We start from the raw sequence: 20,598 nt of genomic DNA on the forward strand, positions 1-20,598 counted from the left end.
AATACAATCTTTACAATTCATTATCCTCACTCCTAATTCTATGATAATTTAAAATCTTTATAAAAGTAACTTTTTATTGATATTGTTATCTGATTTTATAACACTAATCTTCTATTTCTTCGGCATAAGCACGTGATGTGTTTAAATGACATACGTTGCCTTCAACAACTATATCATACATATCCATTTCTTGAATATCGTCATCCTCATACCCCTCATCAAATACCTTATCTAAAGCTTCTTCTTTGCTTTCTGCTTCAACCTCTTTATAAATATATCCTGCCACTGGTACATAAACTCCGTATTTTTTCATGTAAATTCCTCCTTATTGATAACTTAATTGCTTATTTTTCTATATCTAATTTAGATTTTATTTTTATATGACTATAAAACTCCTCATTAAGTTTTAAATATTTAAAATTACCGCTCCATGAAGGCAATGTTAAAAATTCAACTTTGAACCTAATATCACAGTTAATGAATTCTTCCCACTTATTAAATTTAAAGTCACCTAATGGGATTGGTACAGAATACTGATTATCCGATAACTTTAAATATTCTGTTTCTACTTTCTGAATATAATCCATTCTACAATCCTCCAAGTTTACTTTCTTTGTAATGTGAATAACTAACTTTAGCCTACTGTTCCATCTGCATAAAAATAACTAAATTCTCCATCATTAAAACATACTTTAAATTTGTCATTGCTGATTTTTTGAACCTTTATAGGTATATCTTGTCTATTACCACAACCACAACCATTAAGGTAGTTAATAAACAACTTAACAACTAATTCTCTGTCCTCTTTAGATAAAGAATTTAATCCTTCCATTTTAACAATATCTGTACCATGAAGTTTTTTCACCTGTTCTACTGTTCTTAGTTTGTAGTCTGTTAGTCCCAATTCTTCATACTTTTCATATATATTCATATTTTTTCAAACTCCTTTTTGATTTTTACTCATAATATATTTGTATTGTGGCTTAACTAACTTTGTATTCCTTTAATATATCAGCGATTTTGAATTGAAAATAGTTTTTATGAACATTTGCTTTTATTTCATCAATTAATGGCTGAATTTCTTTAAATTTAATTTTCTTTAACACTTGTATTTCATGCATTAAATCAGATTTTTCATGAACCTTATTTTTAATAAAATCCAAAACAAACTTTATTTCATCCTCACTATTTCCTCTATGAATCACCTTGAGAGTTGTTTCGTTAAATGCCTTTTGTGTAACATCATATTGGATTAAGTCGTGTTCTTTACAATAGCCAAATTGAAGGAAACCATAATTTTCACTTGTTACACTATTGCCAATATCAATTACTGATTGAGCAGTATTAGAAACTTCAAAAGGTTTATTTTCTAAATTTATAATCCATATTGAAACCTTCATAATTTCACCCACCTTATGACGTATTATAATCAAAGCACGACTCAATCCTCATATTTTAATTCAGTTTCAATATCATCAAGTAAGCAATAACCATCACAATCAGCAGCATCATAAAATACTGTTTCTTCTAATAAATTAAGCACATAACTTGAATTTTCCTGCTTTTTCAATAAATCTCTACAAGCTCTCAATAATGTAATTTTTCTATCCTCCATTAATAACTACTCCTTCCTCTTTGCGTAATATAATCAAGTTATGCATTATTTCCTTAACTTTGCTAATTGTTTTATACTCCCTTCACAAGTTTCATAACATTTAGCTTTATATTTGGAATCTCTTTTTACATATTCATTCAATCCATATCTTTTACCAGTAACCTCACACCTGGAACACTTCATAACATCATAGTAACCATTTATATTTTTTAAAGTAAAAAGGTTTTGTTTCTCCCAAGTATGCTGGTGCATAACTTCGCTATCCTGTTCTATAATTTTAACATGAACTAATTCCCTAGGGCTTTCATTTGGTCTTAATGTGGCATTAAAATTAGCTACTAACTGTTCTGCATATAACTTAGGATCAATATCACTTTCTATATTATAAGTTTCTTTCCATGTATACTCTGTATTTATTTTTTTAACTTCCATTTCTATTTTCATTTTCTATATCCTCCAACATCTTATATCCATTTCTAATAAATTCTTTATCTTTTGAAAATCTATAAGCTTCGTCAAATGATTCTATATCATCTTTCCAATCTTCTTCACTAAATATAGCTCTGTCATATCCACATCCACATTCAGTATGATGTATTACTTCTTCATTACACCTTATACATCTACTTATAGGTTGTTGATAATCTTCTTTTTCTTTTAGCCAATTATAATTTTCATCTATAAATTTTTTAACTTCTCTATCTGTTAAAGACAGAAATAATAAACCCATATCATTACCTAGTTTAGCAATTATAAAATCTATTCTTTCTTTCCTGTTTTTCGGCTTTTTCAACTAACCACCTCACCTCAAATTCAATCCACAACTTTGAATAAAACAGATATTCTAACAATCTTTACAATTAATTATTATCTTATCTTGTACCCCACTATAATGTTTTTCCAGAAAATTAACTACGTCTTTGTAAAAAGATACTTTATCACTTTTACAATATATATTTACAACTCCATTTTGTTCAATTACTATATTGTTATAATTAGTTACTTCTTTCTCTGTACTTGTAAATTTATTTCCTCTATTTTTTAATAATTCTCCATCTTTAATATAAAAATTAGACAAATCCATAAAGCGTTTAGTATAGCTTGAATATCGAATGCTCATTTACATTTCCCCCTTTATTATTCAATATTAGGTGGCTTATAATATCTTACAATATTATATCATAAGTTTAATTCTCTTTATCACCTAAACTCCCTGTATTTACAATCATTTCCTGCTATAATTTAATTCTACCATTCTACTATATTATTGTCAATAATTAATTTAATATTTTAAATATAAAATGACTAGAAATTAATAAGCTAACTCTAGTCATTTTATATACGTATTTATTCTGTTTTAAGCTTTTTCCAGTTCCATATCCATACTGCGGTAAATACTGCTATAGATATTGGTACTGATCCTGCTTTAAGGGTATATCCCATAAAATAACCTATACACAATATTATAGGTGCAGCTATAATTTGAAATATAAAGCTAAATATTAATACAATTACCATAACTAATAATGTAGACACAGTGTTAGTTAATATATCTTTTAAAATCTTACTCATTGCTATCACCTTCTGAATATCTATTATTTAATAAGTTTACCAATGCCTCAATATCTACAAAGAGTAAATATATCATAAATATCATTACGAAAATATGTATTACTGGAGCTATCAGTAGTATTGTCAACTTAATAGACCACCTCAATCTGTCACTTCTTTTATTTATTTTGCTTCCGATATCTATATTTAAATGTTCAGCTATGTATTCTTTATTCGTTCTAAACTTTTGTATTACGCCAAGATGTAATATGTATATTAAGATACACATTATTAAATAAATTTTAAATATCATTGAACTACCTCCAATTCTTCGTATCTAAAGTATGCTGTTTCAGCATCATCTTCACCAAAATTAAATATTACTTTATATCTTCTCATTCCATTTTTAATAAGATGGTTAGTTAAAACATATCCTTCCTTTTCAATATATTTTTCTAAATGTTTTGCTTTGTTAAGATTATTTATCTTTAATATTTTTACTTTAGATGGTACTGGTATGATATCTTCTATATTCCTAATATCATTTACTTTAATTTCATTAAGAGTTTCAATAGCTTTGCACTTCAAATCTCCCAAAGTCCCATTGTTCTCTATATAATAATCAAAATTGTAGTTATCTAATTCAGTCTCAGAAGCGTGTTGTTTCTGTTCTTTTGTTAGCTTACTAATAAAATTTGGTCTATTGACTCTTAATGACACTGCTTTTGGTCTAAAAGCTCTTTTAATTACTTCTACTTCATTTTTGAATCTACAATCAGTTATTAATATATAATCAAATAATTCACCTATTGCATTTATTAAGTCTTTTACTTGATTTACCCAAAAATTAGGTTTATTTAATTTAATCCTTACTAAATCAGTTCCAACATATTGTAGTAATTCTCTCCCTTCTTCATCCTTTTGACCATTCCATCCAAAATATTTTATACATATATACTTTAGATAATCTCCATATGCCACAGTAAGAACCTTTTTACCTTCTAGCTCCAATTGTTCCTTTAGCATAATTGCAGTCTGGTCTTTGCCATGTCTTGCTTTCCCTGATATCAATATTATCTTTTCCAATATGTATCACCTCTTCATATAAATCTAATATGTGTTATAGTTATTTATTATTTCTTTTCCTCTAACTTTTTCAACATTTTAGACACTTCTTTCTTAGATGCATTCATCTCCCACTTAAATTCATAAGACTGTTTTGGCGATAATTCTAGGATTCGTTTTTCTAATAATTCTATGATTTGCTTTTCTACAGCTAACAACCTTTCTACATCCTTTATTCTTAATATCATTTATAATTCTCCTTATATAATTTATTTTGTATTAGAACTAACATTTTATTTAATATTTTAATTTATATACTATTTTAAATACTTCATAACTTCATCTTCTGACATCAATTTAACTCCGTCATTTATAGCCTTATCCACTTTTCCGCTCTTGCTGGTGTCGCCACCGCACAATAAGTAGTTTAAGCTTTTTTTATAGCCTGATTCAACTATAGCTCCTACATCCTCTAATTTCTTTTTTAAATCCTCTTTTTTCATTACGAATTTACCTGTAGGATAAACTTTAGCATTATATAGTGGGTTATTTGTATCCTTTGACGCTTCTTCCGTTACTTCATCCTCTATAAATGTTATATGGTTTAATAATTCATTTAATAATTTAATATTCTTTTCATTATTGAACCATTGATATATTGAATTTGAAGTAATTTCTCCTACATCTTCAACATCCAATAACTCCAATATACTTGCATTTTTAAGATTATCTATAGTTTTAAAACGTTCTCCCAAATCTTTAGAAGTTTTTCTGCCCACACCTTCTATTCCTAATCCAAATATGAATGATGATAACTTACACTTTTTAGATTTGTCTATGCTACTAATAAGATTATTATATTTTTTCAATCCGTATTTCGGTAAGTCAATAATTTGCTCTTTTTTCGTTTCCAATAAATATAAATCAATAATAGAGGTTACTATGTTATTTTCGAAAAAAGATTCCGCACTCTTATCAGAGAAGCCTTCTACATTCATAGCTTCACGTTGACAATAATGGACTATACTTTTAACCATTTGTGCTTTACATCCTAGTGTATTTGAACAAAAATAATGAACACCATTTTTAATTATTTTACCGCCACATACATTACAGTAACTAGGCATTTCTATTTCTACTCCTTCATCATCCACTGCTTCTAATATTTCAGGAATTACATCACCACTTCTACGAATTAACACTTGGCTACCTATTTTTACACCTTTTCTATTAATGTCATCCATATTATTGAGCGTTGCATAACTAACAGTAACCCCTCCCAATTCTATAGGTTCTACTATTGCTCTAGGAGTGATTTTACCAGTACGTCCAGTATTGAATTCAACATCTAATACAGTTGTTGTATCTTCATTTGCTTTAAACTTGTATGCATTTGAGAATCTAGGAAATTTTATTGTATATCCCATCATTTCTCTTGTTTTTATGTCATTAACTGAAATTACTACTCCATCTATATCATATTGTAGATCATTCCTTATGCTTTCTATATTTTCTATCTGCTGTACTATATCTCCGAATTTTTTACATAGTTTATATCCATCAATAGGAAGTCCTAGTTTCTTTATAAATTCTAATTGCTCTATGTATGTGTCAAATTCCATATTTTCTATATAATTAATTCCATAAAAAAATATTGATAATTTTCGCTTTGCAGTTTCACTTACATTTAGATTTCTTAAAGCTCCTGCAGCACCATTTCTCAAATTTTTAAGTGGTATTTCCACCTTTTTATTATAATCTTCAAAAGCACGTTTCGTCATTAAAGCTTCTCCATGTACATGTATTGTATTTGAATAAGGTAATTCCAAAGGTAAGTTAACTATAGTCTTGCTTTGTTCTGTTAAGTCTTCCCCTATTTCACCAGTTCCTCTACTTGATGTTCTTATTAATTGTTGATCGTATTCACATTTTAAAGTAAGCCCATCAAACTTTTGCATAACTACAAACTCAGGGTTAGGTAAATTATTCTTGCTACAAAATATAACTACATCATTGTAGAACTTCTTTAACTCATCATAACTATGAGATTTATCTAAAGACCATAATTTGTTTTTATGTTTTACCTTTTCAAAACCATTAAGGATTCTATCTCCTACCCTTTGTGTTGGTGAATTGCTCAATATTATTCCTGTTTCTTGCTCTAAATCAACCAATTCATCATATAATTCGTCATATTGTTTGTCTGATATACTGGGATTATCTAAAGTGTAATATTCAAACGCATATCTATTAAGCTTCTCTACAAGTTGTTTAATTTTATCTGCATTACATTGCTCCATCTAAATCCATCCTCTCACTGAATTGTTTTCTTAACTTTTTCCGTACATTATTAGTAGCTTTGTTCCTTATGTATGCTTTACGCTCTTCTTCATTCATTTCTAACAGTTTATGCATTATTATCCCCCCTCCATCAATTTGTATATTATTGACATACCTTAATCTTACAGCCTAAATTAAAATATGTCAATAATTGATTTAATATTTTAAAATATATGTATTAAAATTCGTATTTTATTTGAATTGTGAATCACCGTTCAGCACGACCATATTTATTAGTTTCAATATACTTACCACAAATTCCACAAACATCCCATCCTGGATGAAATGGATGTCCAGCTACCGAAAGTGTACTAACTCCATTGTCATCAGTGTGATTACACTTTCCTATTAACTCATTAATCTGTTTTTGATACTTTTCTTTTATGGAATGTATTTCAGAATGGATTTCAGAATCTCTTGTGTTTTCGATTTTATTAATCAATTCTTTTAACGTGCTTTTCACTAAATCACTCCTTCACCTTATAATCAAATTACAGCTTATTCTAAAATTTTAATGTTTAAAATTACTTCACAAATTTTAAACGGACAATTATATTTTTGTTCAAACTCTTTCTTTCTTCTTAATACATCACTTTTGTGTATAAATTTTATTGCCTTATAAGCATGAACTGAATAAGAAGGAATATCATTTCCGAACTCATTATAATGTGTTAAATATTTTTCTTCGTCTACTTTCAACAATATATAATAATTATTCATTTCTACACTCCTTGAATTTAATTCATAATTTAATCAAAATGTGTATTAATCTTCTTTAAATTCATCAGCGTAAATCCCCTTTGATTTTGTTCCCACAATCTAAACTCGTTTTTAAAAACACACATCTTTTATTACATTCATTTTTACAGTGTTTGCAACATCTTTTGCACTCTGAATTTTCCTCTACACATATCTTGCATAAGGTCATTCCGTATCACTTCCTTATCTTTTAAATTTTGACATCACGCTTCTTACTGAAAACATGCTGGTTAACCCTCCAAATATTGTTTCTAAAAGAATTACAGTACCTATGAAATGCCAAAAATCTTTAAATATAAATTCTAATACTTGTAACATATTTACACCCTCCGTTTATTTCATTACTTATTGACTAGCTCTAACCCGCAAAATTCGTTTTCGTCCTCAAATATGATTTTTACAACTCCATTATCAAATGTTTCTATTTTAATGTGAATTTCATTTTTGTCAGCATTTAGCAGTAATTCTTTGAGTTCATTTCTAAAGTGTTTTGCATTCATTTTCATATTCATTCTCCCCTCTTATTACTCTTCTTCATCCACTCTAAATAAATTAACATCCTTTAGCATATCATAGTCGCATAATTCTGACTTCACAAAGTATTCAAATTCTGGATTTACTTCATTGAAAGTTTTAATTTTCACTTCTATCCAAGTACCGTCAAACTCAAATGAGTCACTATCTATTCCCTTCTCTATCATTTCTTCATATACTTTTTGAGGATTAAAATTTTCTTCAAAGGTCATCGCTGAAAAATCCTCACCCTTTACGTATAAATATTTGCTCATAAATATTACCTCCATATATTTAATTAATTATTTAATATTTTACCTTAGATTTTATTCAATAAAATTGCCACAGTCGCAATATATTCCTCTACTATTATCCTGACTGGAAGTATTATTAATAAAAGAAACTTCCTTCATACCTAATTCTATTTCAAGTCCATTTCTTTGAGCTTGATTAAATAATTCTTGTAATTTCACTTTGTAATAAACAGGGTCATCTTGTCTTAACAACGTATATTCATCCCTCTCTTTATTGTTATATATCCTTTTTTTGTTATTTATCAATATTCAGCCATTTATTATCTAAATAATAAAAACCATATACAATGCCGCCAGAAAATAGAATCCACACTACCCAAAATACTATCAATCCAACATTAGATTCTAAGATATTGATAGTTTCTTCTATTGTTTTATTCTTATATACAGGAATACGTTCTTTTTCTATATTTCCATTAGCTAAATAAGTAAATATTGTAACTGTTGTTTTACTAGGATATCCATAATACTTATACCTAATTTCTGATGATTCTTTAATGGTTTTTATATATTCACTATTAGGAATATCAAATTGTGATGTATTAAATTTGATACCTAAAAAAGTAACTTCCTTAGACTTTAGCTCTTCACTACCTACCTTATCCCATGTCCAATAAGTTTCTGTTGTTGTACTAGTTTTTCCATTAGAGTCTGTATAAGTTACTACTCGTGTGTGTTGTGTATATTCTTCTTTTACTTTTTCTATATGTAAATATTTTTCTTCTATTTCTGGGTAACTTACTGAATCAACAGCTTCCAATTCTCCATATATAAAAGCATTTCCTACGTTAGTATTCATGCCGTATCTAAAGAGTTCAACATCTGTAATTTTGAGTGCTTTATTATACTTTTCATTTTTATCCATTTGTATCTCTGAAATTTTCTCAGATATAAGCACACCAATTATTAATAAAATAGCTATTATTGATATACTCGCTAAAATTTCTCTCTTGGTAATTTCCATGCCTTATTCTCCAAATAAGTTTTGAGGAGCGTCTACTGGTGCGTTGTAATCTAAATAATTAAATTTTACAACTTCATAACCTAAAATATTAAGAAATTGCTTATTAGGAAATTTTTTAATATATCTATTGTATTCTTTAATTTGTTTATTGTAATTGCTTCTATACTCAGCAATCATATTTTCAGTAATACTTAACTCATTCATTAATTGTTTATAATTTGTATTAGATTTTAATTCTGGATAAGCTTCTGCTGTTGCATTAAGCATGGTAATAATATTATTGATATCTTTTTTGTCTGAACTCCTAGCATCAACTATATCTTTTAGCGTGTTATATTCATGTTTATCATATTGTTTTACTGTATCTACTAGATTATAAACTAAATCTACTCTTCTTTTTTCTTGTACTTTTATATCTGAATCCGCTGTTTTAATCTGTTCCTCTAGCCCAATAGCCTTATTTTGAACACCATTAACAACAAATACAGATAATATCCCTATCAAAACGACTCCAACCAAAATAATTACTGTTGTTTTTATATTTTTCATATCCATTTCCTCCATATTTAAAAATAATTAGTCTAAAATTATCCTATTATGCTTTTGGTGGTAAAGAATCTATAAACTCTTTTACATATTCTTTATCATAACCACCAGTATTTATAATCTCTCCATAACCTTCTTCGTCTGGCGTTAATTCTCGGTCAATTTTATCCTGTAGAAGATTCCACACCTCCTCTTTGGTATCAGCACGAGCTATATAATTATCATAACCCCCACAGGTTTCGCAATACCTATCTTCCAAAGTTAGAGGTTCTAATTCCCAAAACAAATCCCCCATACAACTTTCATAAATATACATATATTCTTTCACCTCCCTTATTTTATATCGTATTTATACCACAGCCCATATAATTCATTCTCTACAAAGTTTATTTTCTTTTTTATGCTTTCTCTTTCTTTTTCGTTTGTTGTATTAAGATATTTCTTAAGCTGATATTCTTTTTCTCTCTTGAATATTTCAAGTAAGTGATCTTCTCTAGGCATCTTTATGCCTCCTTAGCAATTTATTTTTTTATATTAAAATTAACTTCTCCAGTACCATTCATTTTAATATTTGCAGCTACAGTTTCAGAATCATCTTCTATTTCAGGGAATATCTTATTAGTCATATCTACAAACTTCATTAAGAACTGAACATTCTTATAATCTTCTTCTGTAAGTAAACTTTCTCCACATTTAGGGCATGGTTTATTTAGCCACTTATCATATTCAGCGACTTTGACATCCATGCTGTTATAATCACAATTTGGATTGTCACACTTAATCCCACCTATATTAAGTTCTAAAGCATTTTTCATCTCTTCTTTTCTCCTCCATTCATAATATATTGAATTGTTAATAATCTTTGATCTTAATTGTTTCCGAATATTCATCTGTCTTTAGTGATTGAAAATCCTCTGAAAATTCTTTTATAGATTCATACATGTATCTTAAAAATGTTGGGATTATAAATATTATCCATGTAAAGGGATTCCATTTATTAAGTCCATATTTATAATGCACTCTATAAAGGTTGCCACCTTCTATAGCCTTAATTAATTCTAATTTATTTACTTTTACTTTTGTAAGTTTTAAATATTTATCAAACTTATAAAAAATTGAATTATTATGTTTGAATTTAATAATTTTCTTTGCTATTTTTTCTTTTCTTTTATCCAATTATATTTTCACCTTCTAACTTCACCTATATTTGTATTGCTAATTATTTTTCACAATAAATTAAGGCTTCCCTCTTCCTGGAATAAACTAACGTGTATCCTGTGTGCTTGCATAAATACCTGTTTTTATCTATTCTCTTTATGTCTATACCAATACATTCAGTACAGTTATTACCTAAACATAAATCAAATCTATTCCTTTTCATATTGATTCCTCCTAGATTTAAATTCACTATTTATTTGTTTTGCTAACCTATTTTTGACCCACTTGGTCTACAAGCTCTTTAATCAATAAATCGTATAATTCTTTGCTTATGAAATTAAACTCCATGTCTTTGTCTGTTCTTAGCCCCATACTGTAACTTTTTGTTACAGTGTCATTACATAACCTAACAACACCATTATTCACCTTTAAAATTGTAGTATTCTTTTGCCCACTCAACATAACTTTATTCCTCCTTATGATTCATAACATAATCAGATTGAGAATTATTCTTCTAACAATTCTTCTATAGTATCTTTTATCCTTATTAAAACCCAATCAGCATCATTACTGCTTAAATCACTAACCGCTCTATCCAATAAGTCTTCTATTGACTTTACAATTTTCCACTTATCCAATTCTTCTCCTCCCTGTCCTTTGTATTATAATTAATATCTGACCTATATTTACTTCATGACCTAAAAACAATCTTCTACTTTATCAAATTCTATATCTTCGGGATTTTTGAAATGTGCCTTTAAATACCTTGTTCTTACAAAAAAATCTGTTCCACAATATTTGCACTTATATACAGTTATTGCCCTATCATCATTTTCAAATTGTTCTTTTTCGCATTCATTTATTTTCATTAATCGCTTATTATGTTTCAATAAACATATTAACTTTTTCATATATGCATCCTTTCAATTATTTTCATTTTGTAATTAATTTCATTTATTCTAAGTCATACATTTTATCAAGCAAATTCATTGAAAAATCATATATCAAGCAATATGCTTTATAATTTATTTCACCATTCGAATTAAGCCCACATAAAAATGTATTCATTTCAGCCTTAATCTTTTCTTTTGGTGTTGCTGTTTCTGCAATTCCCCAATTTCCCATTCAGTAACCCCCTTTCTCATAATAATCAAATTCTGATTCTCTTTTTAAGATATTTCCATAAAAATTTAATTTCATTTAATTTTTTTATATGCTTTCCAACAATATTTATTTTAGACCTTCTACAGCACATATAGGGTGTTCCATATCTACATCATAAACAGAAAATACATATCCATTGAAAGCTAGATAATTATATCCAACTTTTTTGACAGCTTCTCTGCATTCATCATAAGTTCTAAATTTTAATTTTAAGGCATCAAACACATCTCTCCAGCTCATTGACTTCCACTCTCTCTTTCTTAAACTATAAACTATACAAAAGTATTATCTAATAGGCTTTCTATATCTTCTTTTTCTTTATCAGTGAATTTGTCACTTTGCAAACAAGCAACACACATCTTTTTAATTAATTCTATTTCAAAATTATAGAGCAGTTTTTCAATACAAAAATCATTCATTGCTTCTTTCCTCGCTTTTACTAATTATTCTTCCTCTGATTCATAAATCATAAAATAATAAATTTCAGAATCATAAGAAATAGACTTATCTGTCGCAATCTCTTTATTTTCTCTACTGAATTCTGCTGACCATTCCCAATTATCTTCATTACAATAATCGCTAATAAGACTTGATGGAATAAACATATATTTGCCTTTTCGTTTACAATTCCAGCCATTCTGTATCATTGTTCCTATATGTATTTCCATTTCTTTTTCAGAAGAATATTTAAATAACTTTACTTCTAAATTAACCTTCATTATTTCTTTCATAAGACTGCTCCCTTCACCTTATTTTTATATTAAGAACTAAGCATAAATTTTATCTATATAAATGACGTTCCATTCTGTCCTCTTCATCAGCTTTCCGTTTCTCACGTAAGAGTCTGTCATGCTCCTGTTTTATTTCATCCTCAGTTAAAATATTCTTTTTAATTAATAAACTTATTACGGCTTTTATTTCATATTCTTCTAGCATTTAAACTCCTCCTTATTGACACATAGTTTAATCAAAGTGTGAATTAATCACCATTTATCTATTCTCCCTCATACTCATAAGCATCTATTGTTTCTTTTAAACAATCAATTTCAGCTTCTAAAATGCTATTTTCATTTCCTAAGTCGTCTATGTCCCCTTCTAACTGTATCACTTTATTTCTAAGTTCCTCATTTTCATTTTCTAAAGCTGCGTTAAATTGTTGACTAGCTTGAAGTAGATTATACACTTTTTCTGCCTTCTCCTCTAGCAATCTAACCTTTTCAAGTATATCTATTACACCACTCATTTTTAACCCTCCAACTCGTCTAATTCTGTTTGTAACGCTTCTATTCTACTTTCTATTTCTTGCTTTTCCTCTTCCAGTGCAAATATCATATTTCCTAAAAGTTTTATTCTCTCACTCTTCGTCATTTCTCACACCTCTTTAATCATGTATTTCAACAACCACTTCTTTATTCCCCCATGTTTCAAACCACTCTATATTTGTACCTTGTGCCTTTGCTACAATCCTTTCATCTATTTCACATTCGCAGTTTAGAACAACATCTACATCACCATAATCACTCATTGTTGTCTGTAGCTCTATAATTAGATCGCTTATCTTCATTTTAAAACCTCCTATAACAATGCTCCATCTATCAATATTAATGATGGTATCGGTTCATTTCTTAATTGTTCTATTGTATAAATTTCATCTTCTACATTTTCTGTGTAAATTTTCATTACTTCATCTTCCGTTAATTCATTTATTCCATAAACCTTATCTATGCAGATTTCTGTTATCTGTTCTTCATACTCTTTTAGTGCTTGATTTCTGTGATTAGCTTTTATTAAAGCGTAATAATCAAATCCATTCTTAGTTGTAAATTCATAATACATATAGAATTCATATATTGGTAAATCTCTAAATTCTTCTGATAATGGTATACATTTAGTTGTTCTTACATAGCCTTTTGGAATACCATGACTTATCCAATCATTAAAGCTGAGTAAGTATTTTTCATCTGTCTCCTTATTTACAATTACAAAACATCTTGATTTATCCAACTTATAATTCCTCCTTAATCATTTTTATATTTTAATATTCTTAAAATTATATATTAATCTAAATTATCAACATTAAAAGTCCAATTCAATTTAGGTAACATCGTATATTCGTATAATTTTATTCTTAATTCTCTATCTAAAAATCTATGTATTGATGAACTCAATGTATATTCAACTTTTGATTTTAGACCTAATCTTTTGAATAGGTGCTTCTCTATTCTTCTCTCTATTCCCTTGTCTGCTATCAAGTAAGACATTTTTTCATTATGCAAAGTACAGATGAAACTTGTATTACCTTTATTTTTATATTCATTTTCCACCCAATCACATATATAGCTTGTAAAATTCTTTATTACTTTTTTTATTGTCTATTTCACTCCCCCCCTCCTATCTACTCTTCATACTCAATAAATATTTCATCACTTTCATATTCTGTGTCAAGTATAATTTTTGAATAGGCTTGGTCTAATTTCATCATAAACATATCAAATTCATTTAAACATCTTAACGACCTTAGATCACTCTTCTTTTCCCAGTCTAGTCTGTAAGTATCATTGTATTTCTTCCATCTACTAACCATAAATTCTATATTGAGATCTTCATCTTCCTCACATTCAAATTTGACTATGTATTTTTCAAAATCGCTCCAGTCGCTACTAGCTTCTTCTACTGATAGTGTAGTATTTATATATCCACCTTCATAGTCGAACCCTTCGATTTCATCTCTATCTATTTTATCTTTACAGTAATCGCACCACTTTTTATAAATTTCACTTATATTAATTTTTTTTGGTACATTGTCACTAGTTAACAATACACTAAAATTCTCTACAAGTTTTTTATTTTCTAAAGCTGAATCCTTTAATACATTGACCAGCACTGAATCAAGTTTAGTTATGTAATTAGAATAATCATACTCCTCCAAATAAGGAATCATAACAGACTTAATCTTTTCTTCTATTACCTTTTTAATTTCACCACTCCAACCAAACATATCTTTTAGTGCAGAAGTTATACACTCTTCTAATTTCTCCGAAATTACCTTTTCTATTATTCCTTTTTCTAATTCTTTTGATATGCAATCTTTTATGTTACTCTCCAAATTATTCATGTTTTATCTCCCTCTCACTTTCAAATATTTATTTAATATTTTTAATTAAATTCCTTCTTTTAATTAATTATTTTATAATTTAATTAATTGTTTACCTCTAAACTTTTTAGACCTTTTAACAACTCATCCAATGGATTCCATTCGTATAATGGACACCATTTTGGTATATCAATTTCCTCATTAAATTTATCTGTTTTAATCTTTCTAGGTATTTTTCCTTCTGGGTGAGGTTTAGCAACTTTTGAATGCCAACAACATGAACCATGATACATATTTTCTTCAAAATATCTGCAATGAAAACATGTTTCTAAAATTAATATTTTTGCCATAACATCATCTCTTTTCAACTTCTTTATTTTATAATTAATTATTCTATATGCTCATTGATCCAATTTTTTATATTTATTTGACAATTCATCTAAAACATCATTCATCTTTCTCGATCTTCCAGTCTTGTCTTTAATTTGTACATTTAATGCTGCTAACATATCTTCTATTTCAGCTATACTAATTTTAAACTTTTCAATCACAGATTTAAGAGCTTCATCTGCTTCAATTCTATTAAGTATTTTTTCTTCTGCTCCTCGTTTAACATCTAAATTTTCAGTAGTCGTGTATATACCTATATAACCTCCAGTAGTCATAGGCTTTAAAACCTCATTTACAAATTTAGTATCACAATTATCAAAATATATCTTATGAAATTTCTTACCTCTAGGTATATATTCATCAACCTTTATTAATTCATATATTGTATTTTCTGTCTCTATATATCCATATTTCGTTAGTACCTCTTTGCTGGGCATTTTTTTAATATCATTTACGATACTGTAAACTGTATTATTAAATCTTTCAATTATCTCATCACTATCCCTCAAAGCAATTCCTATTTTAAGTTTTCTACCGCTTTCATTTAGTTCTTCTCTACCATATTTTAGTTCGATATCAGATAGCTTCCTTATGTTGATTTTATTCATCAGTTCCATAAACCTATGTATATCATTAGCTAGTTCATGTTTATATTGCTCTTCCGAATCCCAATCATATCTTTGAGAAAATGAATAGTCATCTATACGCTCACCATCCTCCCATATTTCAATGCAATTGGCATGAGTGTATTTAATTTTATCAATTGCCTTTTCAATAGAGTCTGTAACTAAAAGCACTTCCCAACCATCATGCGGAACATTACACAATACTATAAAGTTCATAATAGCTCTCCTCATATATTTAATATTTTTGATTAAAAGGTTAATTTTATATAATTGTTTTTAATTGCCTACTTATGCAACTTTCTTTATATATAAATATTCATATCACCATTCTTTAATTTCTCTAATTTTTCTTTTGTTCTTCTAAGCTCGCTATTTTCCCATTTGATATTACTTTCAATAGAACAGATTTTTTCATTTAGAACTCGTTCCATCTTCTCTTTAGATCTCTTAGCATCTTTCTTTTTATAAAATGATTTATAGCACCCATGTTGACAAGATAGATCAAATAAATCCTCATCTGCATAATAATTTAAATCACATTTACTACATTCTTCAACATCATTTAAGTTACATTTAAGTTTTAAGTATCCACGCTCTAATGCTTGTTCAAGAGTAAAAGTCTTATTATCACTAGTCCAATATGTATCTTCTAGATATAATTCTCCATTCCTATTCTGCTTAACAATCAATTGTCCGTCAAAACAATGGTAAGGTTCAAATGTCTTATCTAACCACTTCTCATTATACCTAAAATCGAAAACATCGTTTAATTTTAAATTCATATCTATTCCATCCTTTATATAATTGTTTTATATGTTAATAATTTTCAATAAAGTATTTCTCAATCATTCCTATTACATCATGTTTTGCCTTAAATTCATAAGTGTTCTCTAGGTTATACTTAAATTTCTTATCTATTACTATATTTTTATTTGGACATTTATAAGATTTATCATATACTATTAAATGTATTTCTTTAGTATTAATGTCATAACTTGTTTCAAATCCTACTGCCCCAAACCTAGCATAAACCATTCCACTAATAGCTCTATCAACTGTTTCTTCTATTCTTTCCCACATAATAATTCCTCTCTAGTTAAATTCAACAAATACTTTACCGTTTTCATATTTTGCTTTGATACCTGCTCCACCAACTATTTCTAAGATAGTATCAGAATATTGTTCAAACATATTTTTATTAGCTGGTTCAAAGCTTTCTTTTCCTTCGTTATAAGCAATTATAATTTCATCTGCTGGTGGGCTTAATTTCTCCATTAATCTTATTTGTTCTATTATATTCATTTAAATTCCACCTTTCATATTTAAAATTTGTTACTTAATTCTTATAATACCTCTGCTACTTTACAAGCTACTTGCCATAAAGCCATTAACATATCTTGCCCTAAATCTTCATAATGATAAGCAATTTCGCCATGTTTCAATAAAAATATGTCATATCCAATTTCATCATAATAAGTCATATCTACTCTACAAGTTGTTTTATTTTCAATGAAATAAACTAACTGGTGCATTTGGCACAAAGGTATAATTCTATCATATATAGAGTTGTAGCAATGTATCGTCTCCTTCAAACTACCTTGTATTTCATATTCTGAGAACGTATCACAATCAATAACTTTCAAAACTCCGTTATTTGTACAACAATATAAATCACCAATTGTAGGTTTCCACCAGTTTAATAACTCGTCCTGCACCTTCTCAGATTGTTCAAGAAACATTTCTTTACTTATATAATTCACCATTCTCAACGCTCCCTTTACATTTCCTTATCATTCTATCGCTTTGAGCCTTAACCATTCTAGTCAGTTGATTTATAGCTATAAGAACATATTCATTATATGATTCATCTTCATTCATGTCTAAGCACTTAACCATTTGGTTTAATTCCTCAACTCTGCTTTTTAAAATTACAGTATTATTATGAAAACTTGCTTTATCTTTCATATCTATTCCTCTTGCTTCTTAAAATTTCTTAAAACTACTTCAAGCACCTCAAATGGTATTTCATTTTTTTCACACTCTTTTATAACAGTAATAGCATACTCAGTGCTATATCCTTGTTTTATTAAAGAATTAAGATATCCCATGTTATCCTCGCCAATTTCTGTTATAATCTCTTTAGCATCTTCACGAGTACGATTTGTTAACATTCTTAATTCAAGTAATTCATTTTCAAAATCTACCATATCTTTTATTCTTCTACGTATCATTTTATATTCATTAGCTTCATATTCATTTATGCCTGATTTTATAAGCAACTTTTCAAACTCTTCATCGCCCATGGAATCTAAGGCACTTTCAACCTTATCAAAATAAGATTTCATTGAGTTATCCACTTTCTCACCCATTTCTATAACTATTTCTTTATCTTAAAAATCTTAGCAATCTTCGCCTTTGGTGCTACACTGCACTTACAGAATTTAATTAAGACTTTATCGCTCACTCTTAGCTTAGTTAAACTATTCTTTAACTCTTTGCTCTGCATTGCTTTAACTGTTCTATTACTCTCTAACTGCACCTCATATATATCATTAGGGAAAATTTTGGTTACAACTCCTTGAGCTATAACTATATCTTTATCTTTTAACAACCCCTACAACTCCTGTTAAATTGTTACTACTACTATAAATATGATTACTCCTATTACTTTTATTAACAGTGTTATAAAGTTATTTTCTCTATAGTTTCTTCTCATCTGTATATCATCCTTTTCTTTAATACTCTTTTATATTATTTTTGCATCACTTCCTTTATGTATTATCTATATATTACCAGTTAAATTAACCATTGTCAATAATTAATTTAATATTTTTCATAATTAATTTTACTTAAAAAGGGATAGGACAGAAATATATTTTCTGTCCTACATGCTGTTACTTTGTAGCCTACGCTATTGGTGGATCTATGTCCCTTAGTGGCATTATTTGTGGATGTATTGTCTTTGTTGACGCTATTGGTGGATCTATTTTAAATTTAGCAAAACCACCAATTCCTCCTAATAATACTAAAGCTACAACCATAACCTTTGCAATTTTTTTGTTTTTCATTAAAAACTCCTCCTTATGTATTTAATATTTTTAATTTTATCTATAACAAAACCTTATGATAAGGTGTTGTTAACTACGTTAAATTGTTTATATATTTTATTTATTTTATTATATAAATTTTTGTCTTCCTTTTTTATGTCTTTTGTAAAATTAGAAGCCATATCTATGTATTCATTTTCGAGGCAAATCTTAAAGATATTTATCACCTCTTCATAGTCTCCTTCTAATAAACTTATATTCGCTTTTATACCTAAAACTTTATCATTTGTTTCTCCTAAGCATTTTGTTTCTTTATATAGTTCTTTGTAAATTTTCAACAATTCCTCTTTTGTTAGTTCACTTCGATTTAATTCTATATATAACCATAAAACCATTGTCATTTGTGTTTTATAGTTTGATTTTTGTGGTTCTAATATTTCCTTTATCTCATTTAGATATCTTTTAGCTAGTTCATTCCTGCTTAGATTTTTACATACCCAAGCCATATTATATATTACAAAATGTTTATCTATTGTATTTGTTAAACTTTTATTATATAAGAAAAATAATTCTTTGTATGCATTATTTAAAAATAGTTCCTTATACATATTATCTATGCCATCTGACGTACCACTTCTTATTAAGAAACGTATATTATTTTTTTCTTCATTGCTTAACTCCATTCAATTTCCCCCAATTACTTAAAATTAAACAGCCCGTACCCTATGACAATTATAACCACTTCCATATATTTCTTCAAGGTCTATATAATACTCAATATTTATTTTTTTCATAAGGCAATAATCCTTTAACTCTTTAGTTAATAATTTTAAATTTAATAAATCCTCTTCTATTGCCTTTAAGTCGCTTGATTTTTCTAACCATATTTGTATAAATTTTTTAATCCCTTTTATCTCATATACTTTTTCTAAAGCAATTGGATCTTTAGTATTGATTTCTATACTAACTCCCAATGCTCTATCTACATTCTCCATATCTGTTGTAGATAATGTAGAAACATAACCTTTAAGTCTTCTTTTATCTAATGTTCTTATTTGTTCTAACAAAATTAATGAGTCTTTATTTAATCCATACTCCTGAGAAGAAATTTCTACATGCGTTGGAAGCTTTGCTTTATTTGACTGAGAAGTAATGGCTGCCACAATAACTGTAGGACTATATCTATTTCCAATATTGTTTTGAAGTATTACAACAGGTCTTACTCCACCTTGTTCACAGCCTCCTCCACTGTTTCCTAGGTCAGCCCAAAATATGTCTCCTCTTTTAACTTGTACTGCATATAGTTCTTTCATTCTTATATACTCCCCTTCACATACTATTACTCTTTTTTAACCCTTAACTAAATTCTACCATTTTGCTTTTCGCTTGTCAATAATTAATTTAATTTTTTATTTATTATAGTTATTTACCTCACATCTATATATTAACATC

At 27.9% G+C, this 20,598-nt stretch carries 52 protein-coding genes and 1 pseudogene; all 53 read right to left on the bottom strand.

What is annotated here, in order from left to right; genetic code table 11:
* Window positions 1-103: 103 nt before the first annotated feature.
* Window positions 104-313 (bottom strand): hypothetical protein, encoded by a 210-nt coding sequence (locus B3603_RS15960; protein ID WP_291566721.1) that lies wholly within the window; start codon window positions 311-313, stop codon window positions 104-106.
* A 31-nt stretch (window positions 314-344) separates the two neighbouring features.
* Window positions 345-587: a hypothetical protein gene (locus B3603_RS15965; protein ID WP_291566723.1), complete on the bottom strand. Its 243-nt coding sequence runs from the start codon at window positions 585-587 to the stop codon at window positions 345-347.
* A 47-nt stretch (window positions 588-634) separates the two neighbouring features.
* On the bottom strand, window positions 635-931 hold the full coding sequence (locus B3603_RS15970) for a hypothetical protein (RefSeq protein WP_291566724.1): 297 nt from the start codon (window positions 929-931) through the stop codon (window positions 635-637).
* Window positions 932-983: 52 nt separating this feature from the next.
* Window positions 984-1,400, bottom strand: coding sequence for a hypothetical protein (locus tag B3603_RS15975; protein WP_291566726.1), 417 nt, complete (start codon window positions 1,398-1,400; stop codon window positions 984-986).
* 41 nt (window positions 1,401-1,441) lie between these two features.
* Window positions 1,442-1,615, bottom strand: a complete 174-nt coding sequence (locus B3603_RS15980) for a hypothetical protein (protein WP_291566728.1) — start codon at window positions 1,613-1,615, stop codon at window positions 1,442-1,444.
* Between the two features lie 45 nt (window positions 1,616-1,660).
* On the bottom strand, window positions 1,661-2,059 hold the full coding sequence (locus tag B3603_RS15985; protein ID WP_291566730.1) for a hypothetical protein: 399 nt from the start codon (window positions 2,057-2,059) through the stop codon (window positions 1,661-1,663).
* Window positions 2,037-2,408 carry a hypothetical protein gene (locus B3603_RS15990; RefSeq protein WP_291566732.1) on the bottom strand — a complete coding sequence of 124 codons (372 nt, stop codon included), beginning with the start codon at window positions 2,406-2,408 and terminating at the stop codon, window positions 2,037-2,039. Before B3603_RS15990 ends, B3603_RS15985 begins: the two co-directional genes overlap by 23 nt.
* A gap of 51 nt (window positions 2,409-2,459) precedes the next feature.
* Window positions 2,460-2,735, bottom strand: coding sequence for a hypothetical protein (locus B3603_RS15995; protein WP_291566734.1), 276 nt, complete (start codon window positions 2,733-2,735; stop codon window positions 2,460-2,462).
* A gap of 227 nt (window positions 2,736-2,962) precedes the next feature.
* Window positions 2,963-3,187, bottom strand: coding sequence for a hypothetical protein (locus tag B3603_RS16000; protein WP_291566735.1), 225 nt, complete (start codon window positions 3,185-3,187; stop codon window positions 2,963-2,965).
* Complete coding sequence (locus tag B3603_RS16005; protein ID WP_291566737.1) at window positions 3,180-3,479, bottom strand: hypothetical protein; 300 nt, start codon at window positions 3,477-3,479, stop codon at window positions 3,180-3,182. The genes B3603_RS16000 and B3603_RS16005 overlap by 8 nt, the downstream gene beginning before the upstream one ends.
* Window positions 3,476-4,252, bottom strand: coding sequence for a hypothetical protein (locus tag B3603_RS16010; protein ID WP_291566739.1), 777 nt, complete (start codon window positions 4,250-4,252; stop codon window positions 3,476-3,478). The genes B3603_RS16005 and B3603_RS16010 overlap by 4 nt, the downstream gene beginning before the upstream one ends.
* 47 nt (window positions 4,253-4,299) lie before the next feature.
* Window positions 4,300-4,479: a hypothetical protein gene (locus tag B3603_RS16015; protein WP_291566741.1), complete on the bottom strand. Its 180-nt coding sequence runs from the start codon at window positions 4,477-4,479 to the stop codon at window positions 4,300-4,302.
* A gap of 69 nt (window positions 4,480-4,548) precedes the next feature.
* Window positions 4,549-6,531, bottom strand: a complete 1,983-nt coding sequence (gene ligA, locus B3603_RS16020) for an NAD-dependent DNA ligase LigA (RefSeq protein ID WP_291566743.1) — start codon at window positions 6,529-6,531, stop codon at window positions 4,549-4,551.
* Window positions 6,518-6,646: a hypothetical protein gene (locus tag B3603_RS16025; RefSeq protein ID WP_291566744.1), complete on the bottom strand. Its 129-nt coding sequence runs from the start codon at window positions 6,644-6,646 to the stop codon at window positions 6,518-6,520. Before B3603_RS16025 ends, ligA begins: the two co-directional genes overlap by 14 nt.
* A gap of 133 nt (window positions 6,647-6,779) precedes the next feature.
* A complete protein-coding gene (locus B3603_RS16030; protein ID WP_291566746.1) occupies window positions 6,780-7,034 on the bottom strand; it encodes a hypothetical protein in 255 nt (84 codons plus the stop codon).
* 35 nt (window positions 7,035-7,069) lie between these two features.
* Window positions 7,070-7,291, bottom strand: a complete 222-nt coding sequence (locus B3603_RS16035) for a hypothetical protein (RefSeq protein WP_291566747.1) — start codon at window positions 7,289-7,291, stop codon at window positions 7,070-7,072.
* A 222-nt stretch (window positions 7,292-7,513) separates the two neighbouring features.
* Window positions 7,514-7,648: a hypothetical protein gene (locus tag B3603_RS16040; RefSeq protein WP_291566750.1), complete on the bottom strand. Its 135-nt coding sequence runs from the start codon at window positions 7,646-7,648 to the stop codon at window positions 7,514-7,516.
* 23 nt (window positions 7,649-7,671) lie between these two features.
* Entirely contained in the window at window positions 7,672-7,836 is a 165-nt protein-coding gene (locus tag B3603_RS16045; RefSeq protein ID WP_291566752.1) for a hypothetical protein, read from the bottom strand.
* 18 nt (window positions 7,837-7,854) lie between these two features.
* The gene (locus tag B3603_RS16050; protein WP_291566757.1) at window positions 7,855-8,118 is read right to left on the bottom strand and encodes a hypothetical protein; all 264 of its coding nucleotides are present in this window, start codon (window positions 8,116-8,118) and stop codon (window positions 7,855-7,857) included.
* A 51-nt stretch (window positions 8,119-8,169) separates the two neighbouring features.
* Window positions 8,170-8,349, bottom strand: coding sequence for a hypothetical protein (locus tag B3603_RS16055; RefSeq protein ID WP_291566758.1), 180 nt, complete (start codon window positions 8,347-8,349; stop codon window positions 8,170-8,172).
* Between the two features lie 43 nt (window positions 8,350-8,392).
* Window positions 8,393-9,121, bottom strand: coding sequence for a hypothetical protein (locus B3603_RS16060; protein WP_291566759.1), 729 nt, complete (start codon window positions 9,119-9,121; stop codon window positions 8,393-8,395).
* Between the two features lie 3 nt (window positions 9,122-9,124).
* Entirely contained in the window at window positions 9,125-9,670 is a 546-nt protein-coding gene (locus tag B3603_RS16065; protein ID WP_291566761.1) for a LemA family protein, read from the bottom strand.
* Window positions 9,671-9,716: 46 nt separating this feature from the next.
* A complete protein-coding gene (locus B3603_RS16070; protein WP_291566763.1) occupies window positions 9,717-9,983 on the bottom strand; it encodes a hypothetical protein in 267 nt (88 codons plus the stop codon).
* A 17-nt stretch (window positions 9,984-10,000) separates the two neighbouring features.
* On the bottom strand, window positions 10,001-10,168 hold the full coding sequence (locus tag B3603_RS16075; RefSeq protein WP_291566765.1) for a hypothetical protein: 168 nt from the start codon (window positions 10,166-10,168) through the stop codon (window positions 10,001-10,003).
* Window positions 10,169-10,188: 20 nt separating this feature from the next.
* Complete coding sequence (locus B3603_RS16080) at window positions 10,189-10,482, bottom strand: hypothetical protein (RefSeq protein ID WP_291566766.1); 294 nt, start codon at window positions 10,480-10,482, stop codon at window positions 10,189-10,191.
* Window positions 10,483-10,519: 37 nt separating this feature from the next.
* Window positions 10,520-10,843, bottom strand: a complete 324-nt coding sequence (locus B3603_RS16085) for a hypothetical protein (RefSeq protein WP_291566768.1) — start codon at window positions 10,841-10,843, stop codon at window positions 10,520-10,522.
* 43 nt (window positions 10,844-10,886) lie between these two features.
* Window positions 10,887-11,048 (bottom strand): hypothetical protein, encoded by a 162-nt coding sequence (locus B3603_RS16090; protein WP_291566770.1) that lies wholly within the window; start codon window positions 11,046-11,048, stop codon window positions 10,887-10,889.
* Window positions 11,049-11,095: 47 nt separating this feature from the next.
* A complete protein-coding gene (locus tag B3603_RS16095) occupies window positions 11,096-11,287 on the bottom strand; it encodes a hypothetical protein (protein WP_291566772.1) in 192 nt (63 codons plus the stop codon).
* A 44-nt stretch (window positions 11,288-11,331) separates the two neighbouring features.
* A complete protein-coding gene (locus B3603_RS16100) occupies window positions 11,332-11,463 on the bottom strand; it encodes a hypothetical protein (RefSeq protein ID WP_291566773.1) in 132 nt (43 codons plus the stop codon).
* 60 nt (window positions 11,464-11,523) lie between these two features.
* Window positions 11,524-11,736 (bottom strand): hypothetical protein, encoded by a 213-nt coding sequence (locus B3603_RS16105; protein ID WP_291566775.1) that lies wholly within the window; start codon window positions 11,734-11,736, stop codon window positions 11,524-11,526.
* A 43-nt stretch (window positions 11,737-11,779) separates the two neighbouring features.
* Entirely contained in the window at window positions 11,780-11,950 is a 171-nt protein-coding gene (locus B3603_RS16110; RefSeq protein WP_291566777.1) for a hypothetical protein, read from the bottom strand.
* A gap of 105 nt (window positions 11,951-12,055) precedes the next feature.
* On the bottom strand, window positions 12,056-12,229 hold the full coding sequence (locus B3603_RS16115) for a hypothetical protein (RefSeq protein ID WP_291566779.1): 174 nt from the start codon (window positions 12,227-12,229) through the stop codon (window positions 12,056-12,058).
* Between the two features lie 32 nt (window positions 12,230-12,261).
* Complete coding sequence (locus B3603_RS16120) at window positions 12,262-12,408, bottom strand: hypothetical protein (protein ID WP_291566781.1); 147 nt, start codon at window positions 12,406-12,408, stop codon at window positions 12,262-12,264.
* A 24-nt stretch (window positions 12,409-12,432) separates the two neighbouring features.
* Window positions 12,433-12,720: a hypothetical protein gene (locus B3603_RS16125; protein ID WP_291566782.1), complete on the bottom strand. Its 288-nt coding sequence runs from the start codon at window positions 12,718-12,720 to the stop codon at window positions 12,433-12,435.
* A 49-nt stretch (window positions 12,721-12,769) separates the two neighbouring features.
* Window positions 12,770-12,925 carry a hypothetical protein gene (locus tag B3603_RS16130; RefSeq protein WP_291566785.1) on the bottom strand — a complete coding sequence of 52 codons (156 nt, stop codon included), beginning with the start codon at window positions 12,923-12,925 and terminating at the stop codon, window positions 12,770-12,772.
* Between the two features lie 58 nt (window positions 12,926-12,983).
* Window positions 12,984-13,232 (bottom strand): hypothetical protein, encoded by a 249-nt coding sequence (locus B3603_RS16135; protein WP_291566788.1) that lies wholly within the window; start codon window positions 13,230-13,232, stop codon window positions 12,984-12,986.
* Window positions 13,233-13,234: 2 nt separating this feature from the next.
* Window positions 13,235-13,357: a hypothetical protein gene (locus tag B3603_RS16140; protein WP_291566790.1), complete on the bottom strand. Its 123-nt coding sequence runs from the start codon at window positions 13,355-13,357 to the stop codon at window positions 13,235-13,237.
* Window positions 13,358-13,370: 13 nt separating this feature from the next.
* A complete protein-coding gene (locus tag B3603_RS16145; protein ID WP_291566792.1) occupies window positions 13,371-13,553 on the bottom strand; it encodes a hypothetical protein in 183 nt (60 codons plus the stop codon).
* 11 nt (window positions 13,554-13,564) lie between these two features.
* A complete protein-coding gene (locus B3603_RS16150; RefSeq protein ID WP_291566794.1) occupies window positions 13,565-13,993 on the bottom strand; it encodes a hypothetical protein in 429 nt (142 codons plus the stop codon).
* Window positions 13,994-14,046: 53 nt separating this feature from the next.
* Entirely contained in the window at window positions 14,047-14,250 is a 204-nt protein-coding gene (locus B3603_RS16155; protein ID WP_291566796.1) for a hypothetical protein, read from the bottom strand.
* Between the two features lie 134 nt (window positions 14,251-14,384).
* Window positions 14,385-15,104, bottom strand: coding sequence for a hypothetical protein (locus B3603_RS16160; RefSeq protein ID WP_291566798.1), 720 nt, complete (start codon window positions 15,102-15,104; stop codon window positions 14,385-14,387).
* Between the two features lie 83 nt (window positions 15,105-15,187).
* Window positions 15,188-15,433: a hypothetical protein gene (locus B3603_RS16165; protein WP_291566801.1), complete on the bottom strand. Its 246-nt coding sequence runs from the start codon at window positions 15,431-15,433 to the stop codon at window positions 15,188-15,190.
* Window positions 15,434-15,484: 51 nt separating this feature from the next.
* Window positions 15,485-16,315, bottom strand: a complete 831-nt coding sequence (locus tag B3603_RS16170) for a hypothetical protein (protein ID WP_291566803.1) — start codon at window positions 16,313-16,315, stop codon at window positions 15,485-15,487.
* Between the two features lie 86 nt (window positions 16,316-16,401).
* A complete protein-coding gene (locus tag B3603_RS16175) occupies window positions 16,402-16,881 on the bottom strand; it encodes a hypothetical protein (protein ID WP_291566805.1) in 480 nt (159 codons plus the stop codon).
* A 34-nt stretch (window positions 16,882-16,915) separates the two neighbouring features.
* Window positions 16,916-17,179, bottom strand: coding sequence for a hypothetical protein (locus tag B3603_RS16180; protein WP_291566807.1), 264 nt, complete (start codon window positions 17,177-17,179; stop codon window positions 16,916-16,918).
* A 12-nt stretch (window positions 17,180-17,191) separates the two neighbouring features.
* Window positions 17,192-17,401 (bottom strand): hypothetical protein, encoded by a 210-nt coding sequence (locus B3603_RS16185; RefSeq protein WP_291566809.1) that lies wholly within the window; start codon window positions 17,399-17,401, stop codon window positions 17,192-17,194.
* 41 nt (window positions 17,402-17,442) lie between these two features.
* On the bottom strand, window positions 17,443-17,862 hold the full coding sequence (locus tag B3603_RS16190) for a hypothetical protein (protein ID WP_291566811.1): 420 nt from the start codon (window positions 17,860-17,862) through the stop codon (window positions 17,443-17,445).
* Complete coding sequence (locus tag B3603_RS16195; protein WP_291566813.1) at window positions 17,843-18,064, bottom strand: hypothetical protein; 222 nt, start codon at window positions 18,062-18,064, stop codon at window positions 17,843-17,845. Before B3603_RS16195 ends, B3603_RS16190 begins: the two co-directional genes overlap by 20 nt.
* 2 nt (window positions 18,065-18,066) lie before the next feature.
* Window positions 18,067-18,468, bottom strand: coding sequence for a hypothetical protein (locus B3603_RS16200; protein ID WP_291566815.1), 402 nt, complete (start codon window positions 18,466-18,468; stop codon window positions 18,067-18,069).
* Window positions 18,469-18,476: 8 nt separating this feature from the next.
* Complete coding sequence (locus tag B3603_RS16205; protein ID WP_291566817.1) at window positions 18,477-18,710, bottom strand: hypothetical protein; 234 nt, start codon at window positions 18,708-18,710, stop codon at window positions 18,477-18,479.
* 295 nt (window positions 18,711-19,005) lie between these two features.
* Window positions 19,006-19,167, bottom strand: coding sequence for a hypothetical protein (locus tag B3603_RS16210; protein WP_291566819.1), 162 nt, complete (start codon window positions 19,165-19,167; stop codon window positions 19,006-19,008).
* Window positions 19,168-19,220: 53 nt separating this feature from the next.
* A complete protein-coding gene (locus B3603_RS16215) occupies window positions 19,221-19,829 on the bottom strand; it encodes a hypothetical protein (protein WP_291566821.1) in 609 nt (202 codons plus the stop codon).
* 267 nt (window positions 19,830-20,096) lie between these two features.
* A pseudogene (locus tag B3603_RS16220) lies at window positions 20,097-20,459 on the bottom strand (type II toxin-antitoxin system PemK/MazF family toxin); the annotation flags it as partial.
* Between the last annotated feature and the right edge of the window lie 139 nt (window positions 20,460-20,598).

The sequence above is a fragment of the Clostridium sp. UBA2485 genome, from assembly GCF_002341865.1.
Taxonomy (GTDB): domain Bacteria; phylum Bacillota; class Clostridia; order Clostridiales; family Clostridiaceae; genus Clostridium_J.